Source organism: Clostridium sp. cel8 (genome assembly GCF_014050525.1).
GTDB lineage: Bacteria > Bacillota > Clostridia > Clostridiales > Clostridiaceae > Clostridium_B.
Genome location: NZ_JACGAG010000003.1, coordinates 241,305 through 259,608, shown reverse-complemented (window position 1 = coordinate 259,608; position 18,304 = coordinate 241,305). Strand labels below are relative to the sequence as shown.

The following is an 18,304-nucleotide window of genomic DNA, read 5'->3' as shown; positions in this document are numbered from 1 at the left end:
TATAAATTTTAGTGATAGAAAAAAATAGCCCTCATGGGGCTAGAAGAATGAAGGTCTTAGAGTTATGCTCAAGGCTATTGTATTAATATAGGGAGGTGAATATATAGGTGAATGTAAATTTAGCAAGTGTAACTACAGGTTCATTTAATGAAAATGTAAATAAGTTAAATAGTAATATAGATAATAAATCAGTGTCGAATTCACAGGATAAAGACAGTAAATTTTCATCACTTGTAAATAAAGCTAGTGAAAATAAAGCGGAATCTTCAAGTAAAAAAGTGAAATCTTCAAGTGAAATTGAAGTTTCAGATAATAAAAATAGCAAAGAGAACTCAAAAGTTGATGAAAAAAATGATATTTCAAAAATTGAAAAGTATCTTAAAAAGGCAGGATTTACTGACAAACAGATAGAGAAAATAAAAGATGATATAAAAAGTGGAAAGATAGATATAAGCAGTGTATTTTCCATGCTAAGTTTATTGTTTTCTTCAAATAGTGATATTCAAGTCAAATCAAATGATTTTTTAAGTAAGCTAACTGAAGAAATAATTGAAAAAATTTCAACTGATAATTCAAGCAAAACAGACAGTACGCAGGCTATATTGAACGTAGTAAATAGTGCAGTTGATAAAAAACTTGGATTTTTAGAAGAACTTTTAGATGATACAGATAAAAGTAGTAAATTTATTAAACAATTATCTTCTAAAATATCTGACAATATAGTTTCTAAATTAAAAAGTGCTGATTTGCAAAGCAGTGGTGAAACTACTGTAAATATTCAAGACTTGAAGTCAAAGATATATTCTGATTTAGTGTCAAAGTTGAGTTCTGGATCAAATGATAATACAGATAATACATTAGTTCAAAATAATTTAACTAATGTTCAAAAGGTATTATCTTTTAGGCAAAATGTTCAAAGTGATAATTTGGCTAATCAAGATTTAAGTAATCAAGATTTAGACAATCAAGATTCAAAGGAAAATAATAGCGGTAGTCTTTTATCAGATAAAGATAATAAAATTTTAAGCAATATAGCAAGTGGAGAAAAAAGTGGAGATAAAATATCTAAAGCAGTGAATTTTATGACACAATTAAATAGAATAAATGGAGATAGCAAAGTAGGAGTTGCAAAGCTTCAAAGTATAAATCAGAATACATTTAATGAAGATATAATAAAGACAATAAAGTACATGGAAACAAATAATATTAAAGACCTTACTGTTAAGATTACACCAAAGGAACTTGGAGATGTAACTATAAATCTTACTATGGAAGATGGAAAGATGAAGGCTGTACTTACAGCTTCAAATAAAAATGCCTATAATATTATAAATTCAAATCTTCAGGATTTGTCAAATAAAATTAATAACAATGATATAAAGGTACAAAATTTTTCATTGAATTTGTATCAGGAAGATACTACTTTTTTCAAAGATGAAAGTGAAAGAGGGCAGTATAGAGAAGAAAAAAGAAGGAGCAATCATACAAAGATTGATAGCATACAACAAGATGAAATCCCAATTTCTAATAGTGAATATTATAGTGAAAACAATATAAATATGCTCGCTTGATAAATTAGTTTAGGAGGTAGGCTTATGGCTATATCAGTAGATAATAGTTTGAATGAAAATTTATATAATAATGGCATTAAAGCACTATCTGATAGTAGTATTTATGATGAAAATCTAGAAAGTACATCTTCAAGTTCAAGGGAAACAGGACTTGATATAGACGAAAATATGTTTTTAAAAATATTGTCTGCAGAACTTGCGAATCAAGATCCTACAGACAGTGATGGTCAAAGTGCCACCCAGTATGTAAGTCAACTTGCACAATTTTCTGCTCTTCAGCAGATGTTAAACTTAAATGAAACTAGTAAGCTAAATTTGGCAAATTCTCTTGTAAATAAATACATTATTTCAAGTGATAAGGATCAAGATGGAAATGAAATTTCCGGTATTGTAACTGGAACTGTAAAAGAAGGCGATGATGTATACTTGAGGGTTTTGGTTGGACAGGAATCTGACAGCAGTGGAGCTACTGAAGGAAAGTATGAAAAGGTGAATATAGACGACGTCACTGAAGTAGATGACCTTGGAGATACATACAATACTTCAACAAATAATATGATGCTTTTAACTGCAAGTTCTCTTATAGGAAAAAGCGTCCAGACAGACCAGCAAGATGAAAGTGGAAATTACTATAGTGGAGAAGTTATATCAGTATCTAGAAGCAATGGTACTGTAATATTGAATTTAAAGCTTTCAGATGGAACTTACAAAGAATTTGATTTTAATGACATTTCAAATATAGAAAATTAACAAATGGAGGGAAATATATGTTACCATCATTATATTCAGGAATAAGCGGACTTAAAGTAAATCAACAAAAATTAAACATAGTTGCAAACAACATTGCAAACTCATCTACAACAGGATTTAAAACACAATCAATGAATTTTGAAGATATGATGAGCCAGACACTTTCAGATGCAAGTGCACCAGTAGAGAATGGACTTGGTGGTGTAAATGCAAAACAAAGTGGCCTTGGAGTTAAAATAGCAGGAATAAATACGGACTTTTCAGAAGGAAGTCAGCAGACTACAAACAGAAATCTTGACTTTATGCTAGACAAGGCAGGAAGCTACTTTGTAGTAAGTCCAGATGGAGATACTAATGGTGAGTATTACTATACAAGAGATGGATCTTTTGTGTTGGATTCAGAAGGAAATCTTTTAACTCAAGATGGATATCATGTTATGGGATATACAACAGACACAACAACAGCACCAAATAAAGTTTTAAAGATTCAACAATATTATGAAGATGATGGAAATGGAAATGGAAAGGAAGTAACTACTGATTCACCAGATGAAGATGATAAGGTCACCTCATATTCAATAGGACAAGATGGAACAATAACTGTTAAAACTAAAAATAACTCCCAGGGACTTGAAATAGGACAAATAGCATTGGCTTCATTTCCTAACGAAGGTGGTCTTGTAAAAAAAGGAGGAAATCTCTATGCTTCATCAGAAAACTCAGGTGATGCAACTTATGGTACAGGTGGCACAGATGCTTATGGAAATGTTATCCAAGGTGCACTTGAAATGTCAAATGTAGACCTTGCACAGCAGTTTACAGATATGATAGTAGCTCAGAGAGCATTCCAAGCAAATGGAAAGATAATTAGTACAGATGATGAGGTACTTCAAACACTTGTAGGACTTAAGAGATAGTTTTTAAATATCAAGGTAGGAGAAATTTCTTCTACCTAAATGATTTGTGTAAATTAAAGCCTTTACTAAAAATTTACTACATATCAAAGAAAATTAAATTTATAATATATATATTATATTTTAGGAGGGCTTTTTATGATAAAGCTTATGGGACTGGACAATAAGGAATTTATTTTGAATTCAGATATTATTGAAAAATTGGAAGCTATACCTGAAAGTCTTATAACACTTACAAATGGGAGAAAATATCTGGTACAAGAATCAAATGAAGAAATAGTTGAAAAAATTATAGAATATAAGAGGAAAATATATAACAATGCACAATGCACAGTGCACAATGCACAGTGACAATTAAGAATTGAGAATTCACAAATCGCAATGGAGGATGATTTTTCTTTTGGAAAAAATCTAAAATTTAGGTTTTTGAAGTAAAACTGAAAAAACCAACATACATTGTGAATCGTGAATTGAGAACTGTGCATTGAAAAAGAATTGTGAACTTAAATATAATTAAGAATTCACAGTGCACAATTCACAGTGAAGGATGATTTTCTAAAAGAAAATCTAAAATATAGGTTTTCTGAAGTGAAACTGAAGAAAAACAACAGCCATTGTGAATTGAGAATTGAGAACTGTGCATTGAATTAGAAGGATGATTTTTCTTTTGGAAAAATCTAAAATATAGGTTTTTGAAGTAAAACTGAAAAAACCAACATACATTGTGAATTGAGAATTGAGAATTGTGCATTGAATTAGAAGGATGATTTTCTAAAAGAAAATCTAAAATATAGGTTTTCTGAAATGAAGCTGAAGAAAAGCAACAGCCATTGTGAATTGAGAAATGTGAAATGTGCATTGAATTAGAAGGATGATTTTCTAAAAGAAAATCTAAAATATAGGTTTTCTGAAGTGAAACTGAAGAAAAACAACAGCCATTGTGAATTGAGAATTGTGAAATGTGCATTGAATTAGAAGGATGATTTTTATTTAGGAAAAATCTAAAATATAGGTTTTTCTGAAGCAAAGCTGAAGAAAACTATCATACATTGTGAACTATGAAATGTGAAATGTGAATTGAAAAAGAATTGTGAATTGAGAATTGAGAACTGTGAATTAAATAGGGTGGTGTTAAAGTGGAAAAAGAGAAATCTGGTTCATCAAAATTAAAAACAATAATAATAGTGATTTTATTAATTGCAGTATGTGGATTAGGAGGATATTTTGGTTATAATAAATTTTTAAAAGATAATAGTGACTCAAATAAAGTTCAGACTCCTGTGGTTCAGACAAATAGAAATATGCAGACAACTAATCAAAGTTCTTCTTATTTAAGTCAAATTGTATCTTCTGAAACATTTGAGCTTGATGAAGTTACTGTAAATCTTACAGATGAAGATTCAAGTAGATATTTGAAAGCTTCTATTTATTTGGGATATGATAATAGCAAACTTACAAGTGAGCTTGAGGATAAAAAGCCTATAATAACAGATGCAGTTATTAGCATACTGAGAAGTAAAAAAGCGAAAGATATAGTTCCTAAAAATATGGAAAATATCAAAATGGAGATAATTCAAAGGATAAATCCAATGCTTGAAAAGGGAAAGTTAAATAATGTATATTTTACAGATCTTATAGTACAATAATCCAAAATAATAGAGGAGAACAATATGAGTTTACAATTTATATGGATGATATTTAGGACTATTCTAGCTCTATTTTTTGTTGTACTTTTAATATATATTTCAACTAAATTAGGAGGAACAAAGCTGCGGGATTTTCAAAAGGGAAAGTTTGTAAGTGTACTTGAAAGGACGCAACTTTCAAAGGAAAATTCACTTTTAGTAGTGAGAATTGGAAAAAAAGCATATGTTGTTTCCTCTTCTTCAGGAAATATTGAAATAATATATGAACTTACAAAAGAAGAAATGTCCAAGCTTCAATATAAGAGTAATATGCCAAAGTATAAGGATCTAAAAGATTTTTATAAAAAAACTGGTGTGGAGGGTATTATAAAAAACTTAAGGATAAAAAAGGAAGATAAGAATGAAAAATAAATTTACTAGGAAATTTATTATAGCTGCTTCAGTTATAACATTGTTTATACTTGTTGTGGCATCAACTAGTGTATATGCTGCACCAAATGCGCAAAATATGATGCCTATACCAAATATAAATATATCTATGGATAATGCAGGTAAATCTACACCACAGCAGTATGTTCAAAATATAAAACTTCTCATAATGCTTACAATACTCACACTTCTACCTTCTTTTATAATGATGATGACGAGTTTTGTAAGAATCATAGTTGTATTTGGATTTTTGAGAAGTGCTATGGGAACCCAGCAGTCTCCACCAAATCAAGTATTGATTGGATTAGCTCTATTTTTAACTGTATTTATAATGTATCCTGTTTATTCAAATATAAATAAAAATGCCATTCAACCTTACATGGAAAACAAGATTACACAGCAGCAGGCAATAGATAGAGGAGCAAAACCTTTAAGAGAGTTTATGCTAAAACAGACAAGACAAAAGGATTTAAAGCTATTTGTTGATGAGGCTAACTTAAATTATGATGTAACTAAGGACAATGCCCCTCTAAATGTAGTAATTCCAGCTTATATGATAAGTGAACTTAAGACTGCTTTTGAGATGGGATTTTTACTTTATATACCGTTTATGATAATAGATATAGTAGTTGCAAGTGTTCTTATGTCAATGGGAATATTTATGTTACCTCCGACTATGATATCACTTCCTTTTAAATTGTTGCTGTTTGTAATGGTAGATGGTTGGTATTTGTTAGTAAAATCTTTAATTTTGAGTTTTTCATGAGGTGAGTTAGATGAGTGAAAATATGGTAATTGGAATAATGAAAGATGCAATATTAACAGGTGTTTTAATTTCTGCTCCTATTCTTATAGTTTCAATACTTGTAGGACTTATAATAAGTGTATTTCAAGCAACTACCCAGATACAGGAACAGACACTTACGTTTGTACCTAAACTAATTGCAATTGCAATTGTTGGGCTCATTACTGGAAATTGGATGCTTCATCAGATTGTTAGTTTTACACAGAGAATTTTTGTGTATATATCGCAGATAACTCAATGAATAGAATGTAGGAGTGGAGGAATTTGATAGATACTTTATATTTTACTGCACTTATTCTGGTTTCAATAAGGATTTTTTGCTTTTTTGTACTTGTTCCTGTATTTTTCCCAAGTGGAACTCCAGCAACAGTTAAAGTTGGACTTACTTTAACAATGGCTTATATACTGATGCCAGGAATAGATTATTCTTCTATAAGTAATATAAATAGTACACTGCCTTTCATATTTAACTGTTTAAGTGAGGCATTTGCAGGAATTTCACTTGGATTTTTGACGAGCTTGTGCTTTTCAATGGTGAGATATGCAGGTAATATAATGGATATGCAAGTAGGTTTTTCTATGATGAGCGTGTTCGATCCTTCTTCAAATAGTAATACCACAATGTTAGAGCATTTATTGTATTGGTTTAGTATTGTAATTTTTTTTATAGTTGACGGACATCACATGCTTATAAAATCTCTTGTTCAGAGTTTCAATGTAATAAAACTTGGAAATTTTATTCTTGCAAAAGATTCTATAAATATAATAATAAAAGCTTTTATAGAATACTTTAATATTTCAGTGCAAATAGCAATTCCAATAATACTTATAATATTATTTTCTGATCTTACAATGGCACTTATTGCAAGAACAGTTCCTCAGCTTAATATAATGATTTTAGGGCTGCCAGTTAAGATACTTGTAGGACTTGCATCTTTTTGCTTTGCACTACCAATTCTTCTTAGCATGATAGAAAAATCATTTACGGCTATACCTAATTCTATAAATGGGTTTTACAATGCTCTGCCGGTACTTTTAATATTTGCAAAAGATGACAAGACAGAGGAAGCAACTCCAAGGAAAAAAAGTGATGCTAGGAAAAAAGGACAAATTGCTAAAAGTAAAGAAATAGGATTGGCAATGACACTTGTTGCATCAACACTTGTTATTGCAGTTTTAGGAGGATATGTAGGATCACAACTTGGGACAAGTATGAGAGCTTTTTTAAATGATTATATAAATATGTCTTTAGACTATGGAAGTGTAAAAAAGATAATGTTTATAACTATATGGAGAATTGCAGTAATATTTTTACCAGTTGTAATTCCAATACTTTTAATGGGTTTGCTTGCAAATTTACTTCAGACAAGAGGACTTGTAACTTTAGAACCTTTAAAACCTGATTTTTCAAAATTAAATCCAATAAATGGATTTAAAAGAATGTTTTCACTAAGATCTGTTATGGAACTTTTAAAAGACAGTACTATAGTGATTGTGGTAGGATACATAGGATATAGATTTATAAGAGATAACTACATATATATATTGACACTTGGGCAATTGGACGTACAAGCTGTTGCTAAGGCTACAGCAAATTTATGTGTAAATATATTTTTTAAAATAACTTTGATTTTGATTGCAATTGCAATTATAGATTATATTTTCCAGACATTTCAATATAAAAGAGATCTTAAAATGTCAAAGCAGGAAATTAAAGAGGAATATAAGCAAGATGAAGGGGACCCTATTATAAAGGGAAAGATGAAACAAAAACAGAGAGAAATGGCTATGAGGCGAATGATGCAGGAAGTTCCTAAGGCAACTGTGGTAATTGCAAATCCTACTCATGTATCAGTTGCACTTAAATATGAAGATGGACAAAATGCACCAGTTCTTGTTGCAAAAGGACTTGACTATGTTGCTCTTAAAATTAAAAAAATTGCAAAGGAAAGTGAAGTACCTATAATTGAAAATAAACCACTTGCAAGACTTATATATAAAAAAGTGGAACTTAATGAGGAAATACCTGTTGAAATGTATCAGGCAGTAGCTGAAATACTGGCTGTGGTTTACAAGATGAGGTGATGTTATGGAAAGCAGCAAGAAGAGATTTAGTTTAAAAGACAATATGGATATAATAATGGCAATGGTAGTTATTCTAGTAGTATTTATGATCATAATTCCACTACCTAGTAATTTATTAGATGTACTTATTGCATTTAATATTACGATATCTATAGTAATTATACTTTTAAGTATGTTTACTACGGAAATACTACAGTTTTCAGTTTTTCCAACGCTATTGCTTATAACTACTTTGTTTAGAGTGGCTCTAAATATTTCATCTACTAGGCTTATACTTAGAGATGCCTATGCTGGAGAAGTTATAAATGCTTTTGGAAGTTTTGTAGTAGGTGGAAATTACATAGTTGGAATAATTATATTTTTAATTATAATAATAGTTCAATTTATAGTAATAACAAATGGTGCTAGTAGAGTTGCAGAGGTTTCTGCAAGATTTACACTAGATGCAATGCCTGGAAAACAGATGAGTATAGATGCAGATTTGAACTCAGGACTTATTGATGATAGGGGAGCAAGGAATAGAAGAGAAAAACTTCAAAGAGAGGCAGACTTTTATGGAGCAATGGATGGTGCATCAAAGTTTGTAAAAGGTGATGCAATAGCATCTCTTGTAATTGTAGTAATAAATATAATAGCAGGAATAATAATGGGAGTTTCTGTACTTGGAATGGATATAACTACTGCTGCACAAACTTATGTTAAGCTTACTGTGGGAGATGGCCTTGTGTCACAGATTCCGGCACTTCTTATATCAACAGCTTCTGGAATACTTGTAACCCGTTCAGGTGCTGGAGAAAACTTTGGAACACTTGCAATTAAACAATTAACAGGTTTTCCAAAGGTAATAGCAATTGCCGGTTCAGTGCTATTATTTCTTGCTATGATACCGGGACTTCCACATATAGCATTTTTTATTTTATCAGTAGGGGCTTTCTTGTCGGCATACTTTCTGCACAAAGATGAGATGGAAAAGAATATGCAGAAGATGGAAGTGGAAAAGCAGCAGATGTCTGAAGTAGAGGAAAAGGAACCTGAAAATGTGATGAACTTAATATCAGTAGAGCCTATGGAAATTGAGATAGGTTATGGTCTTATTCCACTTGCAGATGAAAGTGCAGGAGGAGATCTTTTGCAGAGAATAACTTCAGTTAGAAGACAGTGTGCCATAGAAATGGGAATTATAGTTCAACCAATAAGGATAAGGGATAATCTTCAATTGAAGACAAATGAATATGTTATAAAGATAAGAGGAACTGTAGTTGCAAAAGGAGAGCTTATGCCAAATATGTTATTGTGTATGGATCCAACAGGTGGAGAGAACAATATTCAGGGAATTTCAACTTTAGAACCTTCATTTTCTCTTCCAGCTAAATGGATAAATAAGGATCAAAGAGAGGAAGCAGAAATAAAGGGACTAACAGTTGTGGATCCTACAACTGTTATGGTGACTCATTTAACTGAAACAATTAAAAAACATTCACATGAGCTTGTTGGAAGACAGGAAGTTAAACTTATTATTGATTCTGTAAAAGAGAAGTACCCTACTGTTGTTGAAGAACTTATACCAGATCTATTAACTATTGGAGAAGTTCAAAAAGTTCTTCAAAATCTTTTAAGGGAAAGAGTATCTATAAAGGATATGGTTACAATATTGGAATCTCTTGCAGATAATTCAAGGAATACTAAGGACATAGAATTGCTTACAGAATATGTTAGAATTGCGCTGGGAAGAAGTATATGTAATCAATTGATTGATGAAAATAATAGAATTTCTGTAGTTACATTATCTCAAGATATAGAAGAAATTGTAGGTAATAATATACAAAAATCAATTCAAGGTTCATTCCCAGCAATAGATCCAGATACTACAAACAAGATATTGAAGTCAATGAAAAATACCTTTGATTCTGTATATTTTTATGAAAATCAGCCAGTTGTTCTAGTATCTCCCAAAATTCGTCCAGCTTTTAGAAGACTTATAGAAATGGTATTTCCAAATGTAACTGTTTTATCTTTAAATGAAATACCAAATGATGTGGAAATTAAAACCGAGGGAGTGGTTTCTATATAATGATTATTAAGAGATATAGAGTTAAAAATATGAATGAAGCCATTGCAAGAATAAAACATGAACTTGGGAAAGAAGCTGTAATTGTCAGTCAAAGAAAAGTGAGAAAAGCAGGAATTAGAGGATTTTTCTCAAAGAAGATTATAGAAGTTACAGCGGCTGTTGACAATGAAGAAGAGAAAGATTTGCAAAGTGATAGCATGAAAGGCAGTATTGAGGCTCTAAAGAGAGCAGTAAGTGATAAATCCGAACAATTTACTGAAAAAAGACGCCGAAGTAATAATATAAATACTATGACTAGAAGCTATACAGATAATATACAGTATAAAAATGATGAAAGATTGATAAAAGAAGTTCATAAAATGAGAAGTATGCTTACTGAGATAATGGAGAACTCAAGTGGTTCCCTAGGTAAGAGTAAACTTCAGTTGAAACTTGAAAATAGTGATTTAAATGAATCTGTAATAAAGAAGATAATTAGGAATATGGATTGTATAGAAGAAGATATTGATGAAGAAGAAAAACTTAAAATTGCAGTAGGAGATATGATAAAAGTTGATACTAAGCCACTTGAAAATATAGTAGTTCTTGTAGGTCCAACTGGAGTTGGTAAAACTACTACAATTGCAAAACTTGCAGGAAGAATTTCATTAATTGAGAAAAAAAGTGTTGGACTTATAACTATAGATACATATAGAATAGGTGCAGTGGAACAGCTTAGAACTTATGCGGATATAATGAATATACCATTTAAGGTGGTTTTAACTATAAAGGATATGGAAAAAGCTGTTGAAGATATGAAAAAATGTGATGTAATTCTTGTGGATACTACAGGTAGAAATAGTAAAAATAAAATGCAAATATCTGAGTTGAGGGCATTTATTGATAAGTTAAATACTGAAAATATACATCTTGTTATGAGTTGTACTACCAAAAATAGAGATATAGATGTAATAGTTAATGGACATAAGGAGCTTCGATACAGTAATGTAATAATAACTAAACTTGATGAAACTTCAACTTATGGATCTATATTAAATATTTTGGAAGTTGCAAAGAAACCTATAAGTTTTGTTACTACAGGACAAAATGTTCCTGAAGATATTAAAAATATGAATTCATCTGAACTTACAAAGCTTGTAATAGGAGAGGAAATAATATGCTAGACCAAGCTCAAAAATTGAGAGAACTTGTTCACAAAAATAAAAGCCTTCAGATTCAGCAAGAGGATAGTAGTAAAAAACCAATTATACTAACAGTGACATCGGGAAAAGGAGGGGTTGGAAAGAGTAATTTTGTAGTAAATGCAGCTATCTGCCTTCAGAAAATGGGAAAAAACGTACTTATATTTGATGCAGATGTGGGTATGGGAAATGATGATGTACTTATGGGATTTTTACCTAGGTATAGTGTGTATGATATAATATTTAAAGGTAAAAGTGTAGAAGATGTAGTTATAAATGGGCCATTTGGAATAAAGTTACTTCCAGGTGGAACTGGTATACCAAAGCTTGAAGGTATTTCAGAAAGCCAAATAAACAATTTTATAAATGAGCTTTCACACATAAAAAATTTGGATTATATAATAATGGATACAGGAGCAGGTATAAATAAAAGCGTACTTGGATTTGTTTCATGTTGTGATGAGCTTTTTGTAATTACAACACCTGAACCTACATCACTTATGGATGCATATAGCCTTATTAAAGCAGTGGATTATTTCAATTTGAAAAATTCTGCAAGTTTAATTGTAAATAGAGTTTCAAGTGGAAGAGAAGGAAAAAATACATTTAATAAATTTAATGCAGCTGTGGATAAGTTCTTGAACATTGATCTAGAATATTTAGGATGTATATCAGATGACAAAAAGGTACTGCAAGCAGTTAGGAATCAAGTTCCATTTGTAATTAACTATCCGCTATCTGAAGCATCTAAAAATATAAACTCTATAATACATAAAATAATAGGAATTAAGTCTAGCAAAACAGAAAGTGGTATTCAGGAAATGTTCAAAAAACTTTTTAATATTTTTTCATAAGGAGAAGATGGGTGTATGAACTATGGAGTTGAGTTTCTTATAAATGGTAAAATTGAAATTGAAATGGAAGATGGAATTTATAAAAGTAATATTCAAGATGTAGGAGAAAATACTTTAGGTATAAGTATTCCTGTAAATAATGGGAAATATTTACCTTTGCACAAAGGTGAAAAAATTAAATGTATATACTTATATAAAAATAAGACATACATGTTCAATACAGTTGTAATTTCAAGAAAAGTAGATAGAATTTTGATAATAGAAATAAAAAAGCCAGATAAGCTTAATATTTATCAAAGAAGAAATTTTGTAAGAGTTAGTTTTGTTGAAGATGTGTTATGTACTTTAGTTCCTCAGACAAAGGATGCAAGACATTTAGACTCTCAAATACACTTTTTCAATGCCATGTCGTTAGATATAAGTGGAGGTGGAATGAAGTTATCAATTGATCCTAAGGATGAAGATGGACTTAGGTATGGCGATATTATTATGGTAAGTATACCAGTTAATAATGGAAATATAGCAGTAAAGGGGAAAATAGTTAGAATTGATAATAACGTTCAGACACATAGAATAATCTGCGGAGTATCTTTTGTTGATCTTGATGAAAGTAGTAGGGATAAAATAATATCATTGGTTTTCAAAATTATGAGAGAACAGATGAAAAAAAAATCGAAAGGGGAGTAAGTAATAATGGCTATATCGAATAAATCCAATATAAAGGAGGAAATTGTAAAAAGATATATTCCCCTTGTAAAGTATATTGCTTCAAGGGTTATAATAGGAAAAACTAAATATATAGAATATGAAGACCTTGTAAGCTATGGAATAGTTGGACTTATAGATGCCATAAATAAATTTGATAAAAGTCGGGGAATGAAATTTTCAACTTATGCTTCTATTCGTATAAAGGGTTCTATGATAGATGAACTTAGAAAGAATAGTCCTATTTCAAAAGGTGCTGTAGATAAGCTTAATAGATATAATCGTGCTGTAGAAACTTTGCAAAAAGAATTGGGAAGAGAACCTACAACTTCTGAGATATGTGAAAAGCTTAATATTTCTACTAAAGATATAGTTGAAGTTGAAAATTATATAAACTATATATCTGTGGTATCTCTAGAAAATTTGATATTTTCAGGAGAAGATGATATACCAGTTATGGGGATTATAGAGGATGATAAAAGTCCAAGCCCTGAAAAGGTATTAGAAGAGAAAGAAGAGTTGGAATATTTGAGTAAGGCCCTTAAGTTATTAAATGAAAAAGACAATTTAGTATTGACACTTTATTATTATGAAGGACTTACTCTAAAAAAAATAGGAAATATTTTAAATGTGTCTGAGTCAAGAGTATGCCAACTTCACAGTAGGGCAATTATGCATCTTAGAAAAGCTATGACAAAGTTGAAATATACAGTTTAAAGGAGAATTTTGTTTAATGGTAGAAGTCTTTGTACTTTTTTTAATGGGAATAATACTTATAGTATTTAATGCTAAGGCTGTACTTAGAGAAAAAGAGAGTTTTAAAAGTCAGCTTGATTTTAAAAAAAAGTCTATGGAAGATGTTGAATTAGAAATAGGAAAGATAAGAGAGGAATTTGGAAAAACAATTTTTGAGATTCAAGAAGAAATAGAAGATTTAAAGAAAAATTACAATAATCATAATAATGTACAAGTACAAATTGAAGAAAATAAAATTGGAAAAAGTGAAATTAAAAAAGATAAGATTGAAAATGGAAAAGATGACTTTGAAGGAAATGAAGAGGAAAATAAATTTGAAAATTATAATGATATTAAAATAGATGAAATAAAGCATATGATTGATAACAATTTACCCATAGATGAAATATCAAAAAAGACAGGAATAGGTAAGGGGGAATTGATATTAATAAAACAATTATACATAAAATAAGTAAAATAGTAGATCTTTTAAGTGATAGAAAAGTACTTATGGGAATAGGAATAGGCATAATATTTGCAACTTTTGTAATGCTTGGAGTGAAATTTCAGTATCAAATGAGTAAAAGTCAAATAGAGCAGAAGGCAAGAAGTCTTGGAATGCAATATCCTAGTGATATGAAAGTTATAAAAAGTGATAATGGAGGTAAGAAATGATTAGAAGTTTTTATACAGCAGTTTCAGGTATGATAACCCAAGAAGCTAAACAGGATGTATTGACAAATAATATTGCAAATGCTAATACAGTTGGATTTAAGCAAGATACCGTTTCAGTAGGTGACTTTAAAGAAATGCTCCTTCAAAATTATGATAAAGTAGTTGGAGGCAAAAATGTTAGGAATGTTATAGGAAGTGTAAGTCTTGGAAGTGGTATAAATGGAGTAAATACGGAGTTTAGTAGTGGAACTATTAAAGATACAGGAGTACAGACAGATTTTGCAATTGATGGTAGAGGATTCTTTTCTGTATTGAGGCAGGAGGGAAATCAAAATAATATATACTATACGAGAAATGGACACTTTCATGTTAATATAAATGGAATTCTTGTAGATGATGCAGGTGATGCCGTACTTGGAACAGACATTCAAACTGGTGTAAATGGTACTATAAATGTTGGAAATGGTAAAATTGTATGTGATACTCAGGGAAACATAAGTATAAATGGAATTCCAAGGTATAAGTTGAATACAGTTGATTTTAATGATTATAATAATTTAACAAAGGTTGGAGATAATTTGTACAGTGGAACAGGAGCTCAGATGTCAAATGTAACTGTAAGGCAGAATTCTCTTGAAAGTTCTAATGTAAATATAATAAAAGCCATGTCTGATATGATTACTACTATGAGATCCTTTGAAACAAATCAAAAGGCAGTACAGTCAATAGATGAAACTTTAGATAAACTCATAAACCAGGTTGGAAGAGTATAGGAGGTAAGTTTAATTATGCTTAGAGCTATATGGAATAGTGTAAGTGCAATGAATGCACAGCAAGATAAATTAAATATTATATCAAATAATATAGCAAATGTAAATACAGTGGGCTATAAATCAGAAAATGCAAATTTTCAGGATTTAGTATATGAAACTTTAAAAAGAAATGGGTACCCTGTAAATCCAAATTCCGATACAGCACTTGAAAGTGGTACTGGAACGAAAATCACGGAGAATATAAGAAATACACAGGAAGGTAATATTACTGAAACTGGACAGAAAACAGATTTAGCAATTGATGGCGAAGGCTTTTTTAGAGTTACACTTCCAAATGGAGAAGTAGCCTATGAAAGGGCAGGGAATTTTAACTTTGATAGAAATGGAACTTTAGTAGACAGCAATGGAAATAAGGTAAATATAGAGATTAATGATGAAGGTGGAGAAGTAAAACCTACAGCTGACAATTTTACAGTTGATAGATATGGGAATATATATGTAAAAAGCGGAGATGATACTATATCCTATGGAAAAATAAGTGTATACAATGTAATAGGTGATGATTCAATGATATCTATAGGAAATAACTTGTATTATCCAAAAAATGGAGCACAGATATATGAAAATAATGATGCTTCAATATATCAAGGAATGCTTGAAGAATCAAATGTTGATCTTAGTAAGGAAATGACTGACATGATACTTTCTCAGAGAGCTTTTGAGTTGAATTCAAAAGCTTTAACTACATCAGATGATATGTGGGAATTAATAAATAACATGAGAAGATAGGTATACAATAAAATAATAGTAAACTTATAGGCTTTAGTTACATATAATATACTGATTTAATATTTTAGGAGGAGTTTTATATGTACAGATATCCAAATTCCGGATATGACTATACACCATATGAATACTATGGTATGCCTTTTTTATATCCTTCCATGCCGGTTGTATTTTCTGTTGACCCCTATATGATGCAAAATTATTATATGATGAATCAAGGAATAATACCGCCATATATGCCTTGCGTGCCTGCTGATTATAGGCAGAAAGTAACATATCCATTTCCAAGACAAGAAATGAATAAAAATGTTTCAAATTCTGATTACAATTTTAAAGGTAAAGATGAAGATGAGTTGGTTAATAAAAAGAGTAGAGGATATAGTGATATAAATAAATCCTGTAAGGATAAAACTTACAGAGAGGATAGCTCTATAAACGAAACTTTAGAAGATGAGTTTCCAGAGAATTTTCAGGATTTGAGAATGAAAACTGTAGACATAAGTGAAATAAGGGATTAAATAAATCCGAAGATACTATTTATGTATCTTCGGATTTATTTTATTCATTTATATCTATTTTGCTAATTGCATTAGTAAGTGGTGGAATTACTTGCTTCTTTCTTGATAGAACTCCAGGAACATAAGCACTATTATTAACTAACTTCACGTTGAACATGTTAGATATAACGTCTTTGTATTTACCTATAGATATAAGTTCTGATCCTTTTTTTAATATATCAGTTATCATAAATATCATAAGTCCAAAGCCTTGGTTTTTACACATTGACTCCATAAGCTTTGTTACACTTTCTCTTGCTGGAGAAAAGCTTTCAGGATCCATTGTGGAAATTTGGGAAACTCCTACTTTTATTCCTTGGAGATTAAATACTTTAAAATCTTGTTTTAGTATTTCCTCTGGAGTTTTACCTTCTAATGAAGAAGCAGCTTTAAATAATTTACTTGCAAATTTTTCAGGATCTATGTCAGCTATTGAAGCAAGTCTATTTAGCATAATTTTATCTGTTTCAGTTGATGTAGGTGATCTGAAAAGAAGAGTATCAGAAATGATAGCTCCACATAAAAGACCTGCTACCTTTTTAGATGGTCTTATTCCATTTTCAAAGAATCTTGAACCAACTATTGTACCAGTGCAACCTACAGGCTCATTTCTAAAGTAAATTGCTGAACCTGTTTGTATATCTCCTACTCTATGATGATCAAGTATTTCAACTATTTCTGCATCTTCAAGACCATTTACAGATTGTGCTTTCTCGTTGTGATCTACAAGTATTACTTTTTTCTTATTCTTTGATATAAGATGATATCTTGATATATTTCCAACTACTCTATTGTTTTCATCAACTACAGGATAGCTTCTATATCTTGTTTCAAGCATTACTTCTCTTACATCATCTAGAAAATCATAAGTTTTAAAATATACAATTCCTTCTTTTTTCATTACATAACTTATAGGTATACTTTGAGGTATAAGTCTTGCTGCAGTAAAAGTATCATATGGAGTAACAATTATTGAGCATTTAACTTTTTTTGCCTCTTCTACGATTTCAGGTGAAACTTCGTGATTCCCTGTAAGTATCATAAGAGATGCATTGGATTTAAGTATTGCACTTTGGCTGTCGAGTCTATCTCCACATATTACAATGTCACCTTCTTCTATTACTTTATCTATGCTTTCAGGTTGCATTGCAGCAACAATTACTTTGCCTTTCAATTTTGTATTGTCTTTTGAATCGTATATGCACTTAGCAGACAGTGTATCAAGTATATTGTCAAGTGATGTACCACTTTTTTGAATTACATTACTATCCCATATATCCATATATGATGAAGTTATATTTGACTGAGAAGCAATACCTATTAATTTGTCTTCATCATCAACTACTGGAAGGGTTTTTACACTGTTCTTTCTTATCATTGCCCAAGCTGTTTTAAGTGAAGTCTGTGGTGATATTGGATTTACCTTATCAAAATCTAGATCTGCTATTTGTGTTTTAACAGTAGTCATTAATTTTTGAGGTTTTACACCAAAATAGTCAAGGACAAATTGCGTTTCTCTACTTGGTTCTCCCTGCCTTATTGGAATTGCATTTGTTCCAGTTTTATTTTTGAATTCTGCATATGCAATTGATGAGCATATGGAATCAGTATCAGGATTTTTGTGTCCTGTTATATACACTACGTCCTTCATTTTTCATTTTCCTCCTAACATTTTGTGTATACTAAGAAATTCAGTATAACATAGTTTAAATTTAATAATCAAACTTATAATATATACTATTATATATTATTATATAGCATAGTTCC

20 protein-coding genes are annotated in these 18,304 nt (G+C 30.4%); 19 read left to right on the top strand and 1 reads right to left on the bottom strand.

Annotated features, from left to right (window positions below; genetic code table 11):
- Positions 1-107: 107 nt before the first annotated feature.
- The 19 genes from H2684_RS12455 (at position 108) to H2684_RS04945 (ending at position 16,498) form a co-directional block, all read left to right on the top strand.
- Positions 108-1,571, top strand: a complete 1,464-nt coding sequence (locus H2684_RS12455) for a flagellar hook-length control protein FliK (RefSeq protein WP_182088308.1) — start codon at positions 108-110, stop codon at positions 1,569-1,571.
- A 24-nt stretch (positions 1,572-1,595) separates the two neighbouring features.
- Positions 1,596-2,321, top strand: a complete 726-nt coding sequence (locus tag H2684_RS05030; RefSeq protein ID WP_182088307.1) for a flagellar hook capping FlgD N-terminal domain-containing protein — start codon at positions 1,596-1,598, stop codon at positions 2,319-2,321.
- A gap of 17 nt (positions 2,322-2,338) precedes the next feature.
- On the top strand, positions 2,339-3,238 hold the full coding sequence (locus tag H2684_RS05025) for a flagellar hook-basal body complex protein (protein ID WP_182088306.1): 900 nt from the start codon (positions 2,339-2,341) through the stop codon (positions 3,236-3,238).
- Between the two features lie 135 nt (positions 3,239-3,373).
- Positions 3,374-3,586: a flagellar FlbD family protein gene (locus H2684_RS05020; RefSeq protein WP_182088305.1), complete on the top strand. Its 213-nt coding sequence runs from the start codon at positions 3,374-3,376 to the stop codon at positions 3,584-3,586.
- A 785-nt stretch (positions 3,587-4,371) separates the two neighbouring features.
- The gene (locus H2684_RS05015) at positions 4,372-4,881 is read left to right on the top strand and encodes a flagellar basal body-associated FliL family protein (RefSeq protein WP_182088304.1); all 510 of its coding nucleotides are present in this window, start codon (positions 4,372-4,374) and stop codon (positions 4,879-4,881) included.
- A gap of 24 nt (positions 4,882-4,905) precedes the next feature.
- Complete coding sequence (locus H2684_RS05010) at positions 4,906-5,292, top strand: flagellar biosynthetic protein FliO (protein ID WP_182088303.1); 387 nt, start codon at positions 4,906-4,908, stop codon at positions 5,290-5,292.
- The gene (fliP, locus tag H2684_RS05005) at positions 5,282-6,076 is read left to right on the top strand and encodes a flagellar type III secretion system pore protein FliP (protein ID WP_182088302.1); all 795 of its coding nucleotides are present in this window, start codon (positions 5,282-5,284) and stop codon (positions 6,074-6,076) included. Before H2684_RS05010 ends, fliP begins: the two co-directional genes overlap by 11 nt.
- Positions 6,077-6,086: 10 nt before the next feature.
- Entirely contained in the window at positions 6,087-6,356 is a 270-nt protein-coding gene (gene fliQ, locus H2684_RS05000; protein ID WP_182088301.1) for a flagellar biosynthesis protein FliQ, read from the top strand.
- Positions 6,357-6,379: 23 nt separating this feature from the next.
- Complete coding sequence (locus H2684_RS04995) at positions 6,380-8,200, top strand: fused FliR family export protein/FlhB family type III secretion system protein (protein ID WP_182088300.1); 1,821 nt, start codon at positions 6,380-6,382, stop codon at positions 8,198-8,200.
- Between the two features lie 4 nt (positions 8,201-8,204).
- Positions 8,205-10,271: a flagellar biosynthesis protein FlhA gene (gene flhA / locus H2684_RS04990; RefSeq protein ID WP_182088299.1), complete on the top strand. Its 2,067-nt coding sequence runs from the start codon at positions 8,205-8,207 to the stop codon at positions 10,269-10,271.
- Positions 10,271-11,434, top strand: a complete 1,164-nt coding sequence (gene flhF / locus H2684_RS04985; RefSeq protein WP_182088298.1) for a flagellar biosynthesis protein FlhF — start codon at positions 10,271-10,273, stop codon at positions 11,432-11,434. Before flhA ends, flhF begins: the two co-directional genes overlap by 1 nt.
- Positions 11,428-12,306 (top strand): MinD/ParA family protein, encoded by an 879-nt coding sequence (locus tag H2684_RS04980; RefSeq protein ID WP_182088297.1) that lies wholly within the window; start codon positions 11,428-11,430, stop codon positions 12,304-12,306. Before flhF ends, H2684_RS04980 begins: the two co-directional genes overlap by 7 nt.
- Before the next feature lie 15 nt (positions 12,307-12,321).
- Positions 12,322-12,993 carry a flagellar brake domain-containing protein gene (locus H2684_RS04975; RefSeq protein WP_182088296.1) on the top strand — a complete coding sequence of 224 codons (672 nt, stop codon included), beginning with the start codon at positions 12,322-12,324 and terminating at the stop codon, positions 12,991-12,993.
- A 6-nt stretch (positions 12,994-12,999) separates the two neighbouring features.
- Positions 13,000-13,728: a FliA/WhiG family RNA polymerase sigma factor gene (locus tag H2684_RS04970; RefSeq protein WP_182088295.1), complete on the top strand. Its 729-nt coding sequence runs from the start codon at positions 13,000-13,002 to the stop codon at positions 13,726-13,728.
- A gap of 16 nt (positions 13,729-13,744) precedes the next feature.
- Complete coding sequence (locus tag H2684_RS04965) at positions 13,745-14,218, top strand: hypothetical protein (protein WP_182088294.1); 474 nt, start codon at positions 13,745-13,747, stop codon at positions 14,216-14,218.
- Between the two features lie 38 nt (positions 14,219-14,256).
- Positions 14,257-14,421, top strand: a complete 165-nt coding sequence (locus tag H2684_RS04960) for a hypothetical protein (RefSeq protein WP_182088293.1) — start codon at positions 14,257-14,259, stop codon at positions 14,419-14,421.
- Positions 14,418-15,194 (top strand): flagellar hook-basal body complex protein, encoded by a 777-nt coding sequence (locus H2684_RS04955; protein ID WP_182088292.1) that lies wholly within the window; start codon positions 14,418-14,420, stop codon positions 15,192-15,194. Before H2684_RS04960 ends, H2684_RS04955 begins: the two co-directional genes overlap by 4 nt.
- Before the next feature lie 15 nt (positions 15,195-15,209).
- Positions 15,210-15,983 (top strand): flagellar hook-basal body complex protein, encoded by a 774-nt coding sequence (locus H2684_RS04950; RefSeq protein WP_182088291.1) that lies wholly within the window; start codon positions 15,210-15,212, stop codon positions 15,981-15,983.
- Positions 15,984-16,063: 80 nt separating this feature from the next.
- On the top strand, positions 16,064-16,498 hold the full coding sequence (locus H2684_RS04945; protein WP_182088290.1) for a hypothetical protein: 435 nt from the start codon (positions 16,064-16,066) through the stop codon (positions 16,496-16,498).
- A gap of 40 nt (positions 16,499-16,538) precedes the next feature.
- Here the strand turns inward: H2684_RS04945 and H2684_RS04940 are convergent, their stop codons facing one another.
- Positions 16,539-18,188 (bottom strand): putative manganese-dependent inorganic diphosphatase, encoded by a 1,650-nt coding sequence (locus H2684_RS04940; RefSeq protein ID WP_182088289.1) that lies wholly within the window; start codon positions 18,186-18,188, stop codon positions 16,539-16,541.
- Positions 18,189-18,304: the final 116 nt, after the last annotated feature.